At 42.7% G+C, this 17,878-nt stretch carries 14 protein-coding genes and 1 pseudogene; 7 read left to right on the top strand and 8 right to left on the bottom strand.

The features are described 5' to 3' along the window. Positions 1-19 precede the first annotated feature (19 nt). The 4 genes and pseudogenes from PJIAN_RS00275 to PJIAN_RS00260 form a co-directional block, all read left to right on the top strand. Positions 20-1,171: a glycoside hydrolase family 88/105 protein gene (locus PJIAN_RS00275; RefSeq protein WP_068701037.1), complete on the top strand. Its 1,152-nt coding sequence runs from the start codon at positions 20-22 to the stop codon at positions 1,169-1,171. A 29-nt stretch (positions 1,172-1,200) separates the two neighbouring features. Continuing rightward, positions 1,201-2,610, top strand: a complete 1,410-nt coding sequence (locus tag PJIAN_RS00270; protein ID WP_068701036.1) for a glycoside hydrolase family 88/105 protein — start codon at positions 1,201-1,203, stop codon at positions 2,608-2,610. 56 nt (positions 2,611-2,666) lie between these two features. Further along, on the top strand, positions 2,667-4,319 hold the full coding sequence (locus tag PJIAN_RS00265) for a rhamnogalacturonan acetylesterase (protein ID WP_084252190.1): 1,653 nt from the start codon (positions 2,667-2,669) through the stop codon (positions 4,317-4,319). Between the two features lie 56 nt (positions 4,320-4,375). Continuing rightward, positions 4,376-5,326, top strand: a pseudogene (locus PJIAN_RS00260) (glycoside hydrolase family 43 protein); the annotation flags it as partial. On the opposite strand, the gene PJIAN_RS00255 reads toward PJIAN_RS00260, so the two are convergent. Then, the gene (locus PJIAN_RS00255; RefSeq protein WP_236714350.1) at positions 5,321-6,217 is read right to left on the bottom strand and encodes an AraC family transcriptional regulator; all 897 of its coding nucleotides are present in this window, start codon (positions 6,215-6,217) and stop codon (positions 5,321-5,323) included. The pseudogene PJIAN_RS00260 and the gene PJIAN_RS00255 overlap by 6 nt on opposite strands. 344 nt (positions 6,218-6,561) lie before the next feature. On the opposite strand from PJIAN_RS00255, the gene PJIAN_RS00250 reads away from it, so the two are divergent. From PJIAN_RS00250 to PJIAN_RS00240, 3 genes are all read left to right on the top strand, one after another. Then, positions 6,562-7,818 carry an L-rhamnose isomerase gene (locus PJIAN_RS00250; protein ID WP_068701033.1) on the top strand — a complete coding sequence of 419 codons (1,257 nt, stop codon included), beginning with the start codon at positions 6,562-6,564 and terminating at the stop codon, positions 7,816-7,818. Positions 7,819-7,945: 127 nt separating this feature from the next. Next, on the top strand, positions 7,946-8,974 hold the full coding sequence (rhaT, locus tag PJIAN_RS00245; protein WP_068701032.1) for an L-rhamnose/proton symporter RhaT: 1,029 nt from the start codon (positions 7,946-7,948) through the stop codon (positions 8,972-8,974). Between the two features lie 39 nt (positions 8,975-9,013). After that, complete coding sequence (locus tag PJIAN_RS00240; RefSeq protein ID WP_068701031.1) at positions 9,014-10,492, top strand: rhamnulokinase; 1,479 nt, start codon at positions 9,014-9,016, stop codon at positions 10,490-10,492. A 449-nt stretch (positions 10,493-10,941) separates the two neighbouring features. Here PJIAN_RS00240 and PJIAN_RS00235 read toward each other — a convergent pair whose 3' ends face one another. From PJIAN_RS00235 to cdaA, 7 genes are all read right to left on the bottom strand, one after another. Then, complete coding sequence (locus PJIAN_RS00235) at positions 10,942-11,664, bottom strand: response regulator transcription factor (protein WP_084252189.1); 723 nt, start codon at positions 11,662-11,664, stop codon at positions 10,942-10,944. Positions 11,665-11,667: 3 nt separating this feature from the next. Further along, on the bottom strand, positions 11,668-12,435 hold the full coding sequence (locus PJIAN_RS00230) for a helix-turn-helix domain-containing protein (RefSeq protein ID WP_068701029.1): 768 nt from the start codon (positions 12,433-12,435) through the stop codon (positions 11,668-11,670). Positions 12,436-13,011: 576 nt separating this feature from the next. Continuing rightward, positions 13,012-13,929 (bottom strand): ComEA family DNA-binding protein, encoded by a 918-nt coding sequence (locus PJIAN_RS00225; protein ID WP_068701028.1) that lies wholly within the window; start codon positions 13,927-13,929, stop codon positions 13,012-13,014. A gap of 54 nt (positions 13,930-13,983) precedes the next feature. Then, positions 13,984-15,021 (bottom strand): asparaginase, encoded by a 1,038-nt coding sequence (locus PJIAN_RS00220; RefSeq protein WP_068701027.1) that lies wholly within the window; start codon positions 15,019-15,021, stop codon positions 13,984-13,986. A 117-nt stretch (positions 15,022-15,138) separates the two neighbouring features. Then, the gene (lipA, locus tag PJIAN_RS00215) at positions 15,139-15,984 is read right to left on the bottom strand and encodes a lipoyl synthase (protein WP_068701026.1); all 846 of its coding nucleotides are present in this window, start codon (positions 15,982-15,984) and stop codon (positions 15,139-15,141) included. Next, positions 15,985-17,061, bottom strand: a complete 1,077-nt coding sequence (locus PJIAN_RS00210; RefSeq protein ID WP_236714349.1) for a DUF2027 domain-containing protein — start codon at positions 17,059-17,061, stop codon at positions 15,985-15,987. It abuts the gene before it with no gap. Positions 17,062-17,091: 30 nt separating this feature from the next. Continuing rightward, complete coding sequence (gene cdaA / locus PJIAN_RS00205) at positions 17,092-17,868, bottom strand: diadenylate cyclase CdaA (protein WP_068701024.1); 777 nt, start codon at positions 17,866-17,868, stop codon at positions 17,092-17,094. Positions 17,869-17,878: the final 10 nt, after the last annotated feature.

The raw sequence follows: 17,878 nt of genomic DNA, 5'->3' as shown, positions 1-17,878 counted from the left end.
CCTCACATAACTATTTTGTATGAAAAAAAAATGTATTGCTTCTCTTTTGTTGGCAAGCTTTTTTGTAAGCTTGAGCTTTGCCCAATCGTTGCCTTCAAAAAAGGAGGTATTGCAAAAAATGGAACTTGCCAATCATTACTTTATGACCAAGTATGCCGATCCGTCGAAACCTTTGGTGACAGATAGAGTTCGTCCCAGCAATATCTGGACACGCGGTGTCTATTACGAAGGATTGATGGCTCTTTATGCGTTGAATCCGAAGGTCGAATATTTGAAATATGCTATCGACTGGAGTGAGTTTCACAAGTGGAACCTCCGCGGTGGTATCGAAACTCGTAATGCCGACAATCATTGTTGCGGACAGACCTATATCGATTTGTACAAGCTGGATAAGTCGAAGGCCGAACGGATTGTGAACATCAAGGCTTCGATCGATAAGATGCTGGCTACCGACAAAGTGGATGACTGGTCGTGGATCGATGCGTTGCAGATGGCAATGCCGGTTTATGCGGAACTGGGCGTGATCTATAAAGATGATCGCTATTTTCAGCGCATGTACGACATGTACATGGATACCAAGCTCAAACAGGGCGGTGGCTTGTTTAATGCCAAAGACAACCTGTGGTGGCGAGATAAAGATTTTGTGGCGCCTTACAAAGAACCGAATGGCGAAGATTGCTACTGGTCGCGTGGTAACGGATGGGTAGTGGCAGCTCTGGTTCGCGTGATGGACATCATGCCTAAGGATGCTGTAGGTTATTCGGAGTATCGGAAAACATACATGGCCATGATGAAGGCTTTGCTCCCGTTGCAACGCCCCGATGGCTTCTGGAATGTGAGTCTGCACGATGCAACCCATTTCGGCGGAAAAGAAACCAGCGGTACATCGCTTTTTGTATATGGAATGGCATGGGGAGTTCGTCACGGTTGGCTCGATAAAAAAACATATATGCCGGTCATTGTGAAAGCCTGGAATGCGATGGCGAAAGAGGCAGTTCATGCCGATGGCTTACTGGGTTTTGTGCAGGGAACAGGCAAGGAACCTAAAGACGGACAGCCGTTGAGTTACACTAAAATTCCCGATTTTGAAGATTACGGATTGGGTTGTTACCTGCTGGCCGGTAGCGAAGTTTACAAACTGGCTCCTGCTGCAAAAACGAAAAAGAGATAGTTTCCTATAATCCGCTAAATAACCAATCCATGCTCAGATCAATTATCGTTGCTCTTGCGTTTGTCTCGGGGGCTTTTGTGATGATGAATGCTCAGAATGCGAAGCCTGCCCAAACCGATGCAAATACACCGCTTCATCTGCTGGCTCCCGACTATCCGGTTAGATACGGGGTTAGTAAGCCCGACAGCGTGAAGGCGGTGCTCGACCGGGTGTTTCGCTACGTGGAAAAAGAGACTCCCGTCGGATTGATTAATGCCGCTACACAGAAGCCTGTCAAGGATTTTTCGAAAATAGATGAACAGACCCGTTTGCAGAGAGGAGCTTTCCGATTGACGAGCTACGAGTGGGGTGTGGCCTATCTGGGTATGCTGTTGGCCGCCGAAACCACCGGCGACCAGCGCTATAAGAAGTATGTGAGTGATCGATTCGGGTTTCTGGCCGAGATAGCACCGGCATTTTCAAAATTGAAGCAAAAGAACGGACAGGTAAACGACGACTTGATGCGTCGGATGCTCGATCCGAAAGCACTCGACGATGCCGGTTCCATTTGTGCCTCCATGATTAAAGCGCAATTGGATGGTTCGGCGACCAAACTGAAACCGATCATAGATAACTACATCGATTTTATCATGAACAAAGAGTATCGCCTTTCCGACGGTACTTTTGCACGGGTGCGTCCGCAATACAACTCGATGTGGCTCGACGATATGTTTATGAGCATTCCGGCCATTGTTTACATGGGGAAACTGACTGGCGACAAAAAATATTACGATGAAGCGGTGAAACAATTCCGTCAGTTCTCCTCGCGGATGTTTGTGCCCGAAACCGGTCTGTACCGTCATGCCTGGATCGAATCGAGTACCGATCATCCCGCATTTTATTGGGGAAGAGCCAATGGATGGGCTTTGCTTACGGCAACCATTTTGCTCGATGTACTTCCATCCGATTATCCTGGCCGCGATTTTGTACTGGAACGTTTTCGGGCTCATGTGCGCGGATTGTCGGCTTGCCAGTCCGGACAAGGGATGTGGCATCAGCTGCTCAATCGCAACGATTCGTATCTGGAAACTTCGGCAACCGCCATTTATGCCTACTGTTTTGCAAAGGCGATCAATAGCAAATGGATCGATGCCATTGCGTACGGCCCTGTGGTTCAGCTGGCATGGAATGCCGTTACCGAAAAGGTAAATGCAGAGGGTCAGGTAGAAGGTACCTGTGTGGGAACGGGCATGGGCTTTGATCCTGCATACTATTACTACCGTCCGGTAAGCGTATTTGCTGCCCATGGTTACGGTCCTGTTTTGCTTGCCGGAGCAGAGATTTATCGCATGCAAAAAATGTGGTTCCCCAAGATGAACGACAGTGCCGTTCAATATTACGATCAGGATATCCAAACCGATCGTCCGATTTTCGATGTAAAGGGCTCGGTGCATTATTAATTTCAAATTCAAAATTATAATCTCCGCAATAAAGCGTAGGTTATTAGCAGTTAACTATGAAACGTTTACTTTTCTCAATTGGCTGTGTCTGTTCGGTTGTGTTGGCAATGGCACAAACTACCGTCAAAGATTCGGTCACAGTATCTGAAGGGAAAATTGTCAAAAACGAGGCAATTGTCGATACCAACAAGGTCAATATCAACGACCGGATTTCTCCCAAAACCCGGAAGCCGCTTTTGAAGTCGGGGTCGACCCGCAGAGGCAACAATCCGGTGGCTCTGCTCATCGGTGATTCTACCGTGCGAAACGGTTGGGATGCTGACGGGAGTAACGGCCAATGGGGCTGGGGTGAGTTCTTTGGCGCTTTGTTCGATTCTACGAAGATTACGATTGAAAATCACGCGCTTGGAGGCACCAGCAGCCGAACCTTTTATAACAACCAATGGGCTGCGGTAAAAGGGGGTATTCAACCCGGCGATTTTGTTTTGATTCAATTCGGGCATAACGACGGCGGGCCCTACGATTCGGGGCGGGCCCGTGCTTCTATTCCCGGCATTGGTCACGATTCGTTGCAGGTAACCATCAAGGAAACCGGTGCGCACGAAACGGTTTATTCCTACGGTGAATATCTCCGTAAGTTTGTGGCTGAAATCAGGGCAAAAGGAGCATTCCCGATCATGTTGTCGTTTACACCGCGAAACGCATGGGATGGCAACGGGCATATCGTTCGGGCCAATACCACTTACGGCAAATGGGCAAAGCAGGTTGCCGAAGCAGAGAAGATTCCTTTTGTGGATCTGAATAGCATCACAGCTGCTAAGTTCGATGCTTTCGGACCGGCAAAAGTGAACGAAATGTTTTATGCCGACCGTATTCATACTTCCGAAACAGGTGCAAAGCTAAATGCCGCTTCGGTAGCGGAAGCTATTCAGGCACAACAATTACCTTTGGCAAAATATTTGAAAAACAAACCGAAGGATATTCGGGGGACTGCACGAAAAGGGAATAAACCGTTGGTATTTGTGATTGGAGATTCTACGGTGCATAACAAGGATGAGAAAAGCAGCGAAGATTCCTGGGGATGGGGCTCTTTGTTGGCAAATTTTCTCGACGACAAAAAAATCAACGTAGAGAACGATGCCATGGCCGGCCGCAGTAGTCGCACGTTTATCGACGAAGGACGCTGGGACGCTGTTTGTGCCGCTCTGAAACCGGGCGATTTTCTGTTTATTCAGTTTGGGCATAACGACGGAGCTGCTATCAATACAGAAAAAGCACGTGGAACCATTCCCGGAAACGGTGACGAATCGAAAGTGTACAAGATGGAAACAACCAAGCGGAATCAGGTTGTGTATTCCTATGGATGGTACATTCGCAAATATATCCGTGATGCCCGCCTCAAAGGAGCTGTGCCTATCGTTATCAGTCCTGTGCCCCGTGATCGATGGAAAGATGGAAAAGTGGAACGTAACGAACTTTCTTATGGAAAATGGGCAAAAGAAGCAGCCGAAATGGAAGGTGCGTTCTTTATCGATGTAAATAAACTGGTTGCCGATAAATATGATGCGCTGGGGCATGATGAGGTGACCAAACTCTTTATGACAGATCATACCCATACAAAATTTCAAGGGGCATTGCTCAATGCCAAGACGATAATAGAGGGAGTAAAAACTCTTGTAGAATTGAAGTTGAATAACTATTTGAAATAACCTGTAAGTGCCTGAGAAATGTAATGTTTCGCTGGTTGCTTTTTTCTTTATAAAGGATGAAAATATCTTGTTTCTCGATTTTAGTGACTGTTTCTTTGTTGTTTGCAAGCTTTACGGCTTCGGCAAAACAGCCTGTAAAGAACGCCTATTTGTTTGCCTACTTTGTGGGTAATGGTGAAGATGGGTTGCATCTGGCCTACAGTTATGATGGTCTGGAGTGGAAAGCGTTGAAAGGTGGAAAGTCGTTTCTCACCCCGACGGTAGGCAAGGATCGCCTGATGCGCGATCCGAGTATTGTGCAGGGACCAGATGGCGTGTTTCGTATGGTGTGGACCTCCGGGTGGTGGGATCGGGGTATCGGATATGCTTCGTCAAAAGACTTAGTGCATTGGTCGGAACAGCAGAATGTGCCGGTGATGGAGTATGAACCGACTGCCAAAAATGCCTGGGCTCCCGAGCTGTTTTACGATAAGAAATCGAAAGACTACTATATTTTCTGGGCGTCTACAGTGCCGTCACTGCATCCCGATGCTCCCGATTCGGCAACCGAAAAGGGTCTAAACCATCGTTTGTATTGTGTTACGACTAAAGACTTTCATTCGTTTACACCTGCCAAACTATTCTTTGATCCTGATTTTAGTGTGATTGACGGAGCTATTTTGCAAAAAGGGCGTGAATATATGTTGTTTTTGAAAAACGAGACCTTACGACCGGTGCAGAAAAACATACGGGTGACGGCAACATTCGACTTGCAAAAAGGATTTGTAACTCAGGTATCGCCCCCGATTACCGGAAAATATTGGGCCGAAGGACCTTCACCGTTGTTCGTGGGTAGTTATATATACGTCTATTTCGATAAATACCGCGATCACAAATATGGAGCCGTACGTTCGAAAGACGGCGCAACATGGGAGGATGTTTCCGGTAAAGTTTCGTTTCCTAAAGGAATGCGTCATGGAACAGCTTTTCAGGTAAGTTCAGCTGTGTTGGATACACTGTTATTAGTCAGATAATTTACTTGAGGTAAATTTGCCATGTTGACTACGAAAGTCCTTGGGCGAAACTCCAACATGTTTTTTGAACTGGGTGGAAAAGTGCTCCGAATTATCGTAATGCAGGTTGTATGCAATCTCCTTGATTGACTGGTTAGTAGACACAAGAGAATCTTTGGCAGCTTGAAGTTTTAACTTTTGCATATAAGAAGCAGGGGATAAGCCTGTAAATTCCTTGAAAGTCTTTCGAAACCAGGAATAGCTCATGTTGAGTAAATTGGCGATCTCTTCAGGTGTGATTTTTGAGTAGATGTTTTCGCGGATAATCATTTTTGCCTTGGTCATCTGCAAAACGGTATAATTCTCGAACTGTTGTTCTTTGTCGTACGCCATAGAAAGCCCTAAAAGTAGATTGGCAATGCCGGCTAAAACCTGTTGGTATGCAGTGCTTTCAGTTGTTGCGACGTTTATCGCAAATTGGTAGAGGTTTACCATTTCGTCCCGCATTCCAACCTTGTAAATGCAGTTTTCGTTATTTAGAAATCCGTTTCGGGCCCGAAGATCCATTACTTCACCTTTAAATCCTATCCAATATTCGTTCCAGCCTGTTTTTTTACTGGGATAATAGCAATGCCACAGACCAGGCATTAAGAGCATGATGTCTCCTTCTTTTACATCAACACATGTGTTTTTGCTGGTATAAAACTTTCCTTCTCCTTTGGTGATGTAAACTAACTGAAATTCATCTAGTATACGACCTTCAGTTGGTTGAAAGTAATATTTGTCCGGATGCCCAGCTCTTGGCGGATATACGTCATAATCTTTTTTGATCTGATGCATTCCTACCGTTGTCACAGTAATGCCCCACAATAAGTCTTGTGCGTTTGTCACAAGATATTTAAGCATTATGGAATTGTTAGCTAGTGTGTTCATGAAATAGAAATAGGTTGATGCTGCAAATTTAGAAAGAAATTACAGAACAATTAGCATGAATGTATTATTTCTGAAATTGAATGGTTTGCGCATGTACTTGTTATTCCTTAACCAGTCATTAATGCTTATTGGCAAAGTCAAAATCATTACAACAGATAGTATGTTTGGTTTTTTATTATTTTTGCTTTCTTTTCTTTTTGTCAAAAAGCAAAGCTAAAGTGTCATTTTTTTCAGCTACTACAAAATCAGGATTGTCTATTTTTACATCAAGTTTTACGTCAAGCTATTTAATAACCATACTATAAACCATTGAACTTATGAAAAAGGATGCTCAGATAGAAGCTAACTATCAGGTTGCCAAGGAAAAATATGCATCTGTAGGTGTCGACACAGATAAAGCATTGAACCAGTTACAAAATATCTCTCTTTCACTTCATTGCTGGCAAACGGACGACGTTACCGGTTTTGAAAATGCAGGAGGATCTCTTACCGGTGGTATTCAGGCTACGGGGAACTATCCAGGTAAGGCGCGTACAATTGCAGAAGTGCGTCAGGATATAGAAAAAGTGAAATCGTTACTGGGAGGCGATCATCGTCTGAGCTTGCATGCTATTTATGGCGATTTTGGTGGACAGAAAGTGGATCGCGATCAGATAGAACCCAAACATTTCCAGAGCTGGATCGATTGGGCGAAAGCAAATAGTATGAAACTTGACTTCAATAGTTCAAGTTTCTCTCACCCGAAAAGTGGAGATCAGTCACTGTCGCACCGCGACAAAGGTATCCGCGATTTCTGGATCGAACATACTATCCGTAGTCGTCGCATTGCCGACGAGATGGGTAAACAACAAGGCGACAAAGCCTGCCACAACCTTTGGGTTCACGACGGAATGAAAGACGTTGCTGTTGATCGTTTGCTTTATCGTCAAAACCTGAAAGATTCTCTGGATAAGATCTTTGCCAATAAATTTGAAAACGTAAAAGATGCAGTAGAATGTAAGCTGTTTGGTACCGGCCTCGAAAGCTTTACTGTAGGTTCTCACGAGTTCTACATGGGCTATGCCGTTCAAAATGGTTTGATGGCTACTCTTGATCTTGGACATTTCCACCCGACAGAAGAAATTTACGACAAAATATCTTCACTGTTGCTTTATACTGACGAATTGTTGTTGCATGTCAGCCGTCCGGTACGTTGGGATAGCGATCACGTTGTAATTCTCAACGAAAGTGTTACTATGCTGGCGCAGGAAATCATTCGTGCAAATGCTCTTGGCCGTGTTAATATCGGTCTTGACTATTTCGATGCATCCATCAACCGTATTGGTGCTTACGTTGTTGGTGCCCGTGCTACTCAAAAAGCATTCCTGATGGCTATGCTCGAACCGATTGCCAAGTTGAGAGAATACGAAGCAAACGAACAATACTTCCAACGTCTTGCCTTGCTCGAAGAGTGCAAAGCATTGCCATGGGCCGATGTGTTCGATTATTTCTGTCTGAAAAATAACGTTGCTGTTGGTGTTGATTTCATTAGCGAAATTGAAGCTTATGAAAAAGAAGTTACCGGCAAACGTTAAAACTAATTTTATAAACACTTGAACTGAGATAAGTTTCATCTTCTATTTTTGGGGGTGAAACTTTATCTGTGTTTTGGAAATCAGTACTTTAATAAACCTAATTTTAATACATCAACACGCATAATTTATGAATACGATTATCGGACTTATCATTATCGCCATCGGCAGCTTGGGTCAATCGAGCTCGTATGTGCCTATCAATAAGGTGAAAAGCTGGTCATGGGAGAGTTTTTGGCTGGTTCAGGGTATTTTTGCCTGGCTACTGTTTCCTTATCTCGGTGCTTTGCTTGCTGTGCCCGAAGGTTCAACGTTGGGTGCGTTACTTGCCAGTGGCAATGGAGCTGCGCTCAAAGCAATGGGCTTTGGTATGTTGTGGGGTGTTGGCGGTTTGACGTTTGGCCTCAGTATGCGCTATCTCGGCGTTGCTCTCGGGCAGTCAATTGCATTGGGAACCTGCTCTGCTTTTGGTACATTAATTCCGGCTATCATAGCTGGCGCTGACTTGTTTACCGGCAAGGGGTTTGTTTTGCTGGTGGGAGTTTGTATTGCAATTGCCGGTATTGCCATAATCGGTTATGCGGGGAGCCTTCGTGCTAAAAATATGACAGAAGAGCAAAAAAGAGCTGCTGTAAAAGATTTTGCGCTTGGTAAGGGCTTGTTGGTCGCTCTGTTGGCCGGTGTGATGAGCGCCTGCTTTAGTCTGGGGCTAGAAGCTGCTGAGCCGATCAAAGCTGCTGCTCTTGGTATGGGCACAAAAGCTCTGTATGCAGGGTTGCCTGCAGTTCTGATGGTGACTCTGGGTGGTTTCTTTACCAACGCAGTTTATTGTTTGTTCCAAAATGTAAAAAATAAAACAGCCAAAGATTATTTTTCTGTGCCGGGTTCCGTGCTGGTGAATAATCTCCTGTTTTGCGGACTGGCTGGCGTGCTTTGGTATTCACAATTTTTCGGACTAGCTTTGGGTAAGAGCTTTTTTACCGATGGAAGCATTATGATGGCTTTTTCCTGGAGTATACTAATGTCTCTCAATATCCTTTTCAGTAACTTTTGGGGAATTATTCTGAAAGAATGGGTGGGCTGTGCTAAAGCGACTTTTATATGGTTAGGTATTGGCCTTCTTATTTTGATTTTTTCTTGTATCTATCCTTCTTTATAAATCTCGGACTTCTATCTACTATAAAATCAATTTTTTGAAATGGAAAATAAATCGTTCCTTGCTGTTGATCTCGGTGCAACAAGCGGTCGCGTTATTTGCGGCACCATTGAGAATGGCAAGCTCACAATGGATGATCTACATAAGTTTCCCAATGGTATTATTAGCATTCATGGGAACTATCACTGGAATCTTTTTGAACTCTACAGTCATATTAAAGAGGGTTTGACTGTTGCAGCCCGTAAAGGCATCAAGCCGGTTTCTATCGGTGTTGACACCTGGGGTGTCGATATTGCGTTTTTAGGTGAAGATGGTTCGTTCATGGGGATGCCTTATGCTTACAGAAATTATACCACAAAAGAAAATACAGAACAATTTCTTAGTGAATTTCCACTGGAGGAACTTTATGGGAAAACAGGTATTCAGACGCTTGATTTCAATACAGTGTTTCAGCTTTATGCACTGAAAAAACGTAATTCTTCGCAGTTGAAGGCCGCAAAAGATATTTTGTTTATGCCGGATGCAATCTCTTATTTGCTGACAGGTAAAAAGGTGACAGAATACACTATTGCATCCACGTCAGAAATGCTCGATCCCAATACCAAAGAATTTGATCCGAAAATTCTTGAGTTTCTAGGCGTGGAGCGGGAAAAATTCCCGGGCAAAGTTATTATGCCGGGTCAGATTATTGGCACTTTAACGAAAGAACTGGCTCAGGAAACCGGGCTCGGAGAGATTCCTGTGGTAGCGGTTGCCGGTCACGATACAGGATCGGCTGTGGTGGCAGTTCCTGCGTCAAACAAACATTTTGCTTATCTAAGTTCCGGTACATGGTCACTCATGGGACTTGAACTTCCGGAGCCTGTTATCAACGAAACTTCACGCATTGCGAATATAACCAACGAAGGTGGGGTGGATGGAACCATCCGTTTTCTGAAAAATATTACCGGAATGTGGATTTTGGAACAATGCAAAAAAGAGTGGGATATCGAAAAAGCCTATTCGTACGAAGAACTGATTGCGATGGCTCTCGAAGCTAAACCATTTGCATTTTTGTTCAATCCGGATAATGAGGCTTTTGGAAATCCGGCCAGCATGACAAAAGCGATTGTAGAAGTGTGCAAGGCCAGTGGTCAGGGAGCTCCCGAAACTGTAGGTCAATTTGTGCGTGCGATCTTCGATAGTTTGGCTTTGCGTTACAAACAGGTTTTTGAAGCGCTCAAATCGTTTGCTCCGTATGATATTGCAACATTACATGTGATTGGTGGCGGTTCTCGTAATTCATTCCTCAACCAGTTGACAGCCAATGCAACGGGAGTAACAGTTGTGGCAGGCCCTGCTGAAGCAACAGCAATCGGTAATATGATGTTGCAGGCAAAAGCAGCAGGTTTGTTTGCGGATATTCAACAAATAAGAGACTTTGTCTGTGATTCGGTTGATTTGAAGAGCTTTACTCCGCAGGATGGTGAAGTGTGGAACGCAGCTTATGTTAAATTTTTGACTTACTCAAAAGGTTTATAAATTGTATTCTTCTTATATGAATAGCGGTGACAAATCAGAGATTTGTCACCGCTATTTTTTTGAGGGAATGTTAAAAGTGACAATATGTAGGGGAGAAAAATGGTTTATTGGGATAACAAAAATTACATATTATTAATACAATTAATCTGAACATGATTGTTTCTTGGGGTTTTATTGTTTAAGTCTCATGTGTACAGTTGTTTATGTGTGTTTTTAGGTGCTATTGGGGGCGGAGTTGGTGTGCTGAGCAGCTATCTGGTAGGAGTGGAGTCTTGATTTTTGAAAATCAATATATTATATTCGTGTTGGAATATAAGAAAAACAAAATATATCTTTTTGGATTGTCAGCTTGTGAAAGTGTACGATCCTTAACTAATTTTCTCTTTAGATTTTGGGTAAAGGCGCGATGTTGAATCGCGCCTTTATTATTTTAAACGGAAAAGCAGTGTTTAGATCAGGTGGTTGTTTAGCGCTGTGTATACCGCTTCCGACATGTTTGATACATGAAACTTCTTGTAGATACTCTTTTTGTAATAGCGGACTAAATCCAGCTTGATGTCAAGCTCTTTCGCAATCTTTGTTTCTCCGAATCCCTTTGCAGTCAGCTTTAATATTTCATTTTCAATCTCTTTTAATTCCAGATTTTCTTTTTGGACATATTTGTTGGAAATTGATGAGTAGTAGAGATTCTTGTCTTTATTGTGAAATGAGATTGAAAATCTTTCGAATCCAAGTTTGGTACTTGGAGCTAATAAAGCGAAGCACGCAATAGGAAACGTTGATCCTGAATGAAAGATCGGGTGTATCAAGGCGGAAAAATTTTTGAATTTTCCTTCTTTGGTTTTGAGTTTTATGTAATATTTGGCATCTACGTATGGAATTTGTGCGTTGCTTTTGTATAGTTTTGTGTAGAATTCCAATGTTTTAGTATGTACTTGTTTGATTATGGCCAGCTCTTTGGGATGTAATACCCTGGAGTATATCTCCGCTTGATTGTTCGTGAGGTCTTCGTTGGATACTCCAATCAGCTTAGACAAGTTGTTCGGTATGTACAACGTATTCAGTGTCGAAAGACTTAATAGAGCGATGTTTGTTGACCATATTTCGGAAAATAGATCGCAAAGTCTTTTGTACTCGTTTAGGGAGGAGGTCTCTATATTTAATGGTGTCATAACTTAAATTAGTCCTTGTTGATAGAGAAGAGTAATGGTTTGGGCAGTTGACTGCGTATTGAGATACATCATGATGGATGACTTAATTCGTTTGAGGGTGCCGGTGCTGATAGATAAGTTGTTTGCTGTTTCTGTTTCGGAAAACCCCTGGCAAGCAAGTTCGAAAATTGCGAGATCACTTTGTTTTAGAGTTATAAAATCAGGCAAATGGGAAGATTCGTTATTCAATAAATAAAATGTTTCGGATTTGTCTTTGAGATTATGCAGTGTTAGCCGTCCGGGATTGGAGTTGTTGCTTTCTGAGCACTGATAATAGGTAATCCAGGGTAATTTTGAGGTTGTTTGATCTGTATAGATATAAGGCAAAACTTTAAATTCTACCATGATTCGACGGTTTAAGCTGTTGTCGATCATCGGAATGTTAAAGGAGAAATAAAAAACATCAGATTCATCGTCTTTGTGTGATAAGATGTAGTCGTTAATGATTAGGAATATGTGTGTGAGCAATCCTTGATCTGAAGTAGGTATCTTTTCTATTAGTGTGTGCTCATCGATGTTCTTGTCGTTATCAGTTCCCTCAAAGACACTTTTTAAGATGGGATTGTTGTTGAAGATCCGAAGTTGCTTTTTGTAATGGTCGGCTAATACGAAAGTCTTTTGCAAATAATATGACACTGAACGCAGATTTTCTGCCCGATGGTCAAAGTGTTCGTAAGAAGGAGTGTTCGTAAACTTGATTAAATTATCAAATAGCAAGGGCGTGTTTGTCATATTGTCGATAAGGTTTTTGTGGTGTTGACGCGTTGCAAAAATACAGTATTATGAGTGAAAATCAGCTATTGTTTCGAATTTTTATGTAGTTTATAAAGAAAAAAAATGAAGGTTGAGGAGCTTCGACTGAGGCGTTGAATACTTTGGATTCTTTGCTACATTATATTAAAATTAATTAATGACAAAATAAATACTAATAGAATCACCCTAAATGTTAATATTATAGATATGTGTTTTTTGTCATTGACAAATGGGGGCGCTCTTCGTAATATAAATATGTAGAAAAATGAGTAATTACGGATGATTTGGCCATTTCTGGATTTGTGAGATTGAAATCTTCATATTATTTTTGTACCTGAAATCTGTAGGGAATTGTTCATTTTTTGGAGTTTCCTTAACAGTCTTACTAATGAATTAAATTTTAGTTATTCAATAAACAGAGATGCGTAACTTGTGAAAGTAAAACAGACTCTTTATTTTTCTCTTTAGATTATTGAAAAAATGGGGCGATGGAGATCGCTCCATTTTTTATTTTAAATTGGTGGGCTTGATCGGTGGGTTCAAAAAAAAGAATCACTACTGAAATGAAAGGTATGGTTCTATTTTATTGATAAGATCTTTGTCTAATATATCAACGGATTTCAGATCGTTAATTGATTTAAGAGTCCCTTTGGTGAGTCTTAATTCATAAATCGCTTTTGCGGTATAAAAATTAAGATAAGGATGGTATTTTAGCCTTTCAAGACTGGCCTTGTTTACGTTGATCGTTTGTACGTATTTTTTGTCTATAGAGAAATGTGGAGCCACCGTTGCATACATTTCAGGGGTAATTCCCCATACTTCCCGTAATTGATCAATTCTCACGAATCCTCCCAATCGTTTTCTGTAGCCGGCTATGCGTCGCGCAAATCCCGATCCTATGCCTTTGACTTGTTTCAGTTGGGTGGTGTCAGCGCTATTGAGTTCAACGATAGCCTCAGTCTTTGTCGTTTTATTGTAGGTTGTAGTCGCGATAGGGGGTGGTGTTTCTGCCGGAATATCAATGTAGCGCAATAACGTTTGCATTTGTTCTTCCTTGATCCCCCATATTTTCTGAAAATCTTCTGCTTTTCTGAATTTACCTCCCTTTTTTCTGTACTTTAAGATGTTGGATGCGATTTTGGGCTTGATGCCTAATCGTACAAATTGTAATGAATCTGCGGTGTTGGGATTGAAGCGGGATAAGATCGGTTTGGGTAATTTCTCGGAGCTCCACTCATGCTTGTTTTCGGCATAATTATTATAGCGGTAACTTTGTGGATAATTGCCATGAGGGGTGCTTTTGAGAGAGTCGAGGAATATGTTGGCCTCTGTCTCAAAATTGTCTTTTTTGACTGTGTGGGTGGTCAATGACGGGAGTATCATTCTGGCCGCTAAAAGCGCTAAAATGATAACGATTAAAACGATAAGTCCAATTTGTTGGCTTCTTGAAAAGAAGAACCAATCTTTCCACATAGGCAATGAGTGTTTGACGTTGAAAGTTGGCGTTTTTATCCTGAGATGCTCGATTTATCCCAATGTAAGCTCACCGCAAAGAGGAGTTTGCATCAGTTCTTTGATCTCTGCATGGCTCAAATTTTGTCCAAGCAGGAACATTAGCTTTGTAACCGCCGCTTCGGTGGTCAGGTCGTAACCGCTGATAACTCCGGCTTTGAGCAGGTTCAGGCTGGTTTCGTATCGTCCCATTTGTACCGAACCGGCATCGCATTGCGATACATTGACAATGATAATTCCTCGTTGAACCGCTTCGTGCAAGCTTTCGTAAAACCAATCGTGACGGGGAGCATTACCGGCTCCATAAGTTTCCAAAACAACTCCTTTCAGTCCTTCGGAATGTAAAATGGCCGTCAGAATTTCGGGTGTTAAACCGGGAAACAATTTTATTATGGTAATGTTCGGATTAAATGCGGTAGAAACCTTCAGTGGTTTGTTTGTTTCGTTCTTGTGAATAAACGAGCTTGAAAAGTTGAAGTGTACACCTACCTTTACTAATGCAGGGTAGTTGTACGATCCGAACGCATTGAATAATTCAGCGTTCTTTTTGGTGGTTCTGTTGCCTCTGAAAAGCGAGTTCTCAAAGTAGATACATACCTCATGTACCGTTGATTCGCCGGTACTGTCAACGTTTGCGGCAATTTCTATGGCCGAGAGTAAGTTTTCTTTTGCATCGGTACGCAACATGCCAATAGGAAGCTGGGCTCCCGTGAAAATAACCGGTTTACTGAGGTTTTCCAGCATAAAGCTCAGAGCTGATGCCGAATAAGCCATAGTGTCGGTGCCGTGAAGAATGACAAATCCATTGTAATTGTCGTAGTTTTCCTGAATCAGAGCTGCTATTTTAGCCCAGTGGAAGGGCTGGACATCCGAAGAGTCAATCAAAGGGTCGAAGGCGACGGAATCCAGAGTGATATTCAGCTGTTTGAGTTCAGGAATATACTCTTTCATTCGGTTAAAATCGAGTGGACGCAATGCTCCTGTTTGCGGATTTTCCGCCATGCTAATGGTCCCCCCTGTGAAAATAAGTAAAACGGATGTCTCTATGTTCATGATGAAAATATGGCGTAAAGATCAATGTGATTGAAAATTACGTTAATGTGCCGGATTTGAATTTAATTTCTCCGAAGAACAGTGCAAAGATAATCTTTCCTCTGATATATTTTATTTCTATAGATGGTTTTCTGCGTGATAGGACGAGCGAACCAGCGGTGCGCTTTCTACCTGTCTGAATCCTTTTTCTAAGCCAATGGTTTTGTAACGGGCGAATTGTTCCGGTATAACATATTCTGTTACCGGAATATTCTTTCGCGATGGTTGCAGGTATTGCCCGATAGTCAGTACGGTACATCCGGCTTTCAGAAGATCATCCATGGTTTCAAGAACTTCGGCTTCTGTTTCACCAAGCCCCACCATTAATCCGGATTTTGCAGTAATGCCGCTTTGGGCAATACGTGCCAAAACATGCAGGCTGACATCGTATCTGGCAGCGCTGCGCACCAGTGGTGTTAACCGTTTCACAGTTTCAATGTTGTGGGAAATAATTTCGGGGCGTGCGTTGATGACCAGATCAATGAGCTCGTCCTTTCCCTGAAAATCGGGGATCAGAGTTTCGAGTGTAGTGCCCGGATTTACTTTCTTAATTTCCGTGATGGTTGCAGCCCAGTGTGAAGCTCCCAAATCATCGAGATCATCCCTGTCGACCGAGGTGATAACGGCGTGTTTCAGCTTCATTAGCCGGATTGATTCGGCCACGTTAGCCGGCTCGTTCGGGTCTACGGGTAAGGGTTTCCCTGTTAATGTGTTGCAAAATTTACAACTGCGGGTGCAGATTTCACCAAGTATCATAAAGGTGGCAGTTCCCCGTGCCCAGCAATCACAAATATTGGGGCACTTACCGGAAGTACATATAGTGTGCAGATGATGCTGCTGTACGATCTTTTTTACTTCGGCAAAATTTCCGGTCGAAGCCAATGATACTTTCAGCCAATCTGGTTTCTTTACTCTGTTTGTCATTTATCGGATAGTTATCATTGTGGCTCCAAAACCATATTCACGGAATGATGCGTCCTGAAAGTAGTAAGTCGGATATTTAAGTTTGAGCTCTTTCAGTATTTCCTTGCGCAGAACGCCTTCTCCTTTGCCGTGTATAAATACAATTTTCTGACCCTTTTTGTTCTTGTGTTGTTCCAACGTTTCCCTGAACTTATCCATTTGATAGCTGAGAATGGCTGCGTTGTCCATTCCGGCTGTAGAGTCAAGTAATTTGTGGATATGGAGATCCACTTCTACAATGGGAGAGATGCGTTCTCTTTTCTTTTCGGGAGCTGCTTTTTTCGGGACTGCAGGCGTCTCTTTCTGAAGCATGGCCTTCTTTATCTCTTCGGGATCAGGTTTGATAAACGCGGCAGGCAGATCCTTTTCCATCAGGGGAATGATCATGGCTTGTTCGTCAAAGAAATCATTTTCGGAAAAGCAATGCAGCTTGTTGAAATCGGATATCGGGAGCTTAACAGCAAAATCAAGAGTAGGTTTTGGAGTATAGGTACCGCTTTTTTTGAATGCAATTGCCTGTACCGTCACTTGTCTGATTTTATTCAGCTCTTCTTTTTCCAGCGTTTCCAGAAAAAGTTTGGTGTTAGGATGCATCGTGCCGTTATCTCTGCACGAATGCTCGCTTTTATGGTTGACGGTAGCATAGCAGTACCCGAGGGTATAGTTACTGTCGTTGATTAAAAACACGTCGATAGCGGAATTAAAAAGGCTTTTGATTTGAGTGGGAACAAATGCAAGGTACAGGTTGATTTCATTGCCATAGTCGGTCTCTTCAGATTCATCCCATTCTTCCGGTTCGGGAGCGACGGGTGCCTTGATGGTTACTGGTTCTGTTTTTGTTTCGGTCTGTACGGTGGGTTTTTGAACCGGAAAGTTCATCTTATTTACTTCGGCAACCACCACGCATTCTTTGGTCAATACCGGAATCTCAAAACCGTCATCATCCAAAACGCCGACTAAATCTTTCTTTATAAAGCGTGTCACAACTCCACCGCCAACGGCATTGAGGAAACGAACACGATCTCCTGTTTTTATCATAATTATAATCTTGCTTGCTAAGTAAAAATTCTAAATCGCCCCTGCGGACAATGTCTTTTGTAGTTCTTCGGGAGAAATGTTAATTGAAATCTTGCCATCCACGGCATACGAAATAGTTCCTTTCTCTTCCGAAACAACAATGGCGGAAGCATCAGATCGCTCGGTGATTCCCAATGCAGCTCTGTGACGTAGTCCTAAGTGTTTAGGAATATGCTGGTTTTCCGAAATGGGTAAGATTGAGGCTACCGATACGATTTTTTTATTGGAAATGACCATTGCACCATCGTGTAGCGGACTGTTTTTGAAAAAGATGTTTTCGATAAGCGAGGCATTGATATTTGCATCTATTCGTTCGCCAATGTGAAGAAATTCCTCGAGTTCGCTTTTGTGAACCAGCACGATGAGGGCACCGGTTTTGCTTTTAGCCATGTGGCTGCATGCAATTACCAGCTGGGTGACGCTCATGTTGTCGGTTTCTTCTTCCTTTTTGTTTCCAAAAATCTGTGCAACCTTGTTGATAAACCTCCATTTGTTTCGCGAACCGACCATAAAGAAAAAGCGGCGAATTTCATTTTGGAATATAACGATAAGTGCAACAATCCCGACATTCATCAGCTGGTTCAAAATCGAGCCCAAAAGCTCCAGCTGAAAAATGTACACAACAAAGAACCACACAACAATCAAGGAGAGAATCCCTATGAAAATATTGTTCACTCCGGTGCCTCTGAACAACTTATAAAGTTGATGGAAGAGGATTGCCACCAAAAGGATGTCAATAATATCTTTAATTCCGAATTCTAATCCCATTGTTATAGTG

This window comes from Paludibacter jiangxiensis (genome assembly GCF_001618385.1).
GTDB classification, from domain to species: Bacteria; Bacteroidota; Bacteroidia; order Bacteroidales; family Paludibacteraceae; genus Microbacter; species Microbacter jiangxiensis.
The sequence above is the reverse complement of the archived record's forward strand: the minus strand, read 5'-3'. Positions and strand labels throughout refer to the sequence as shown.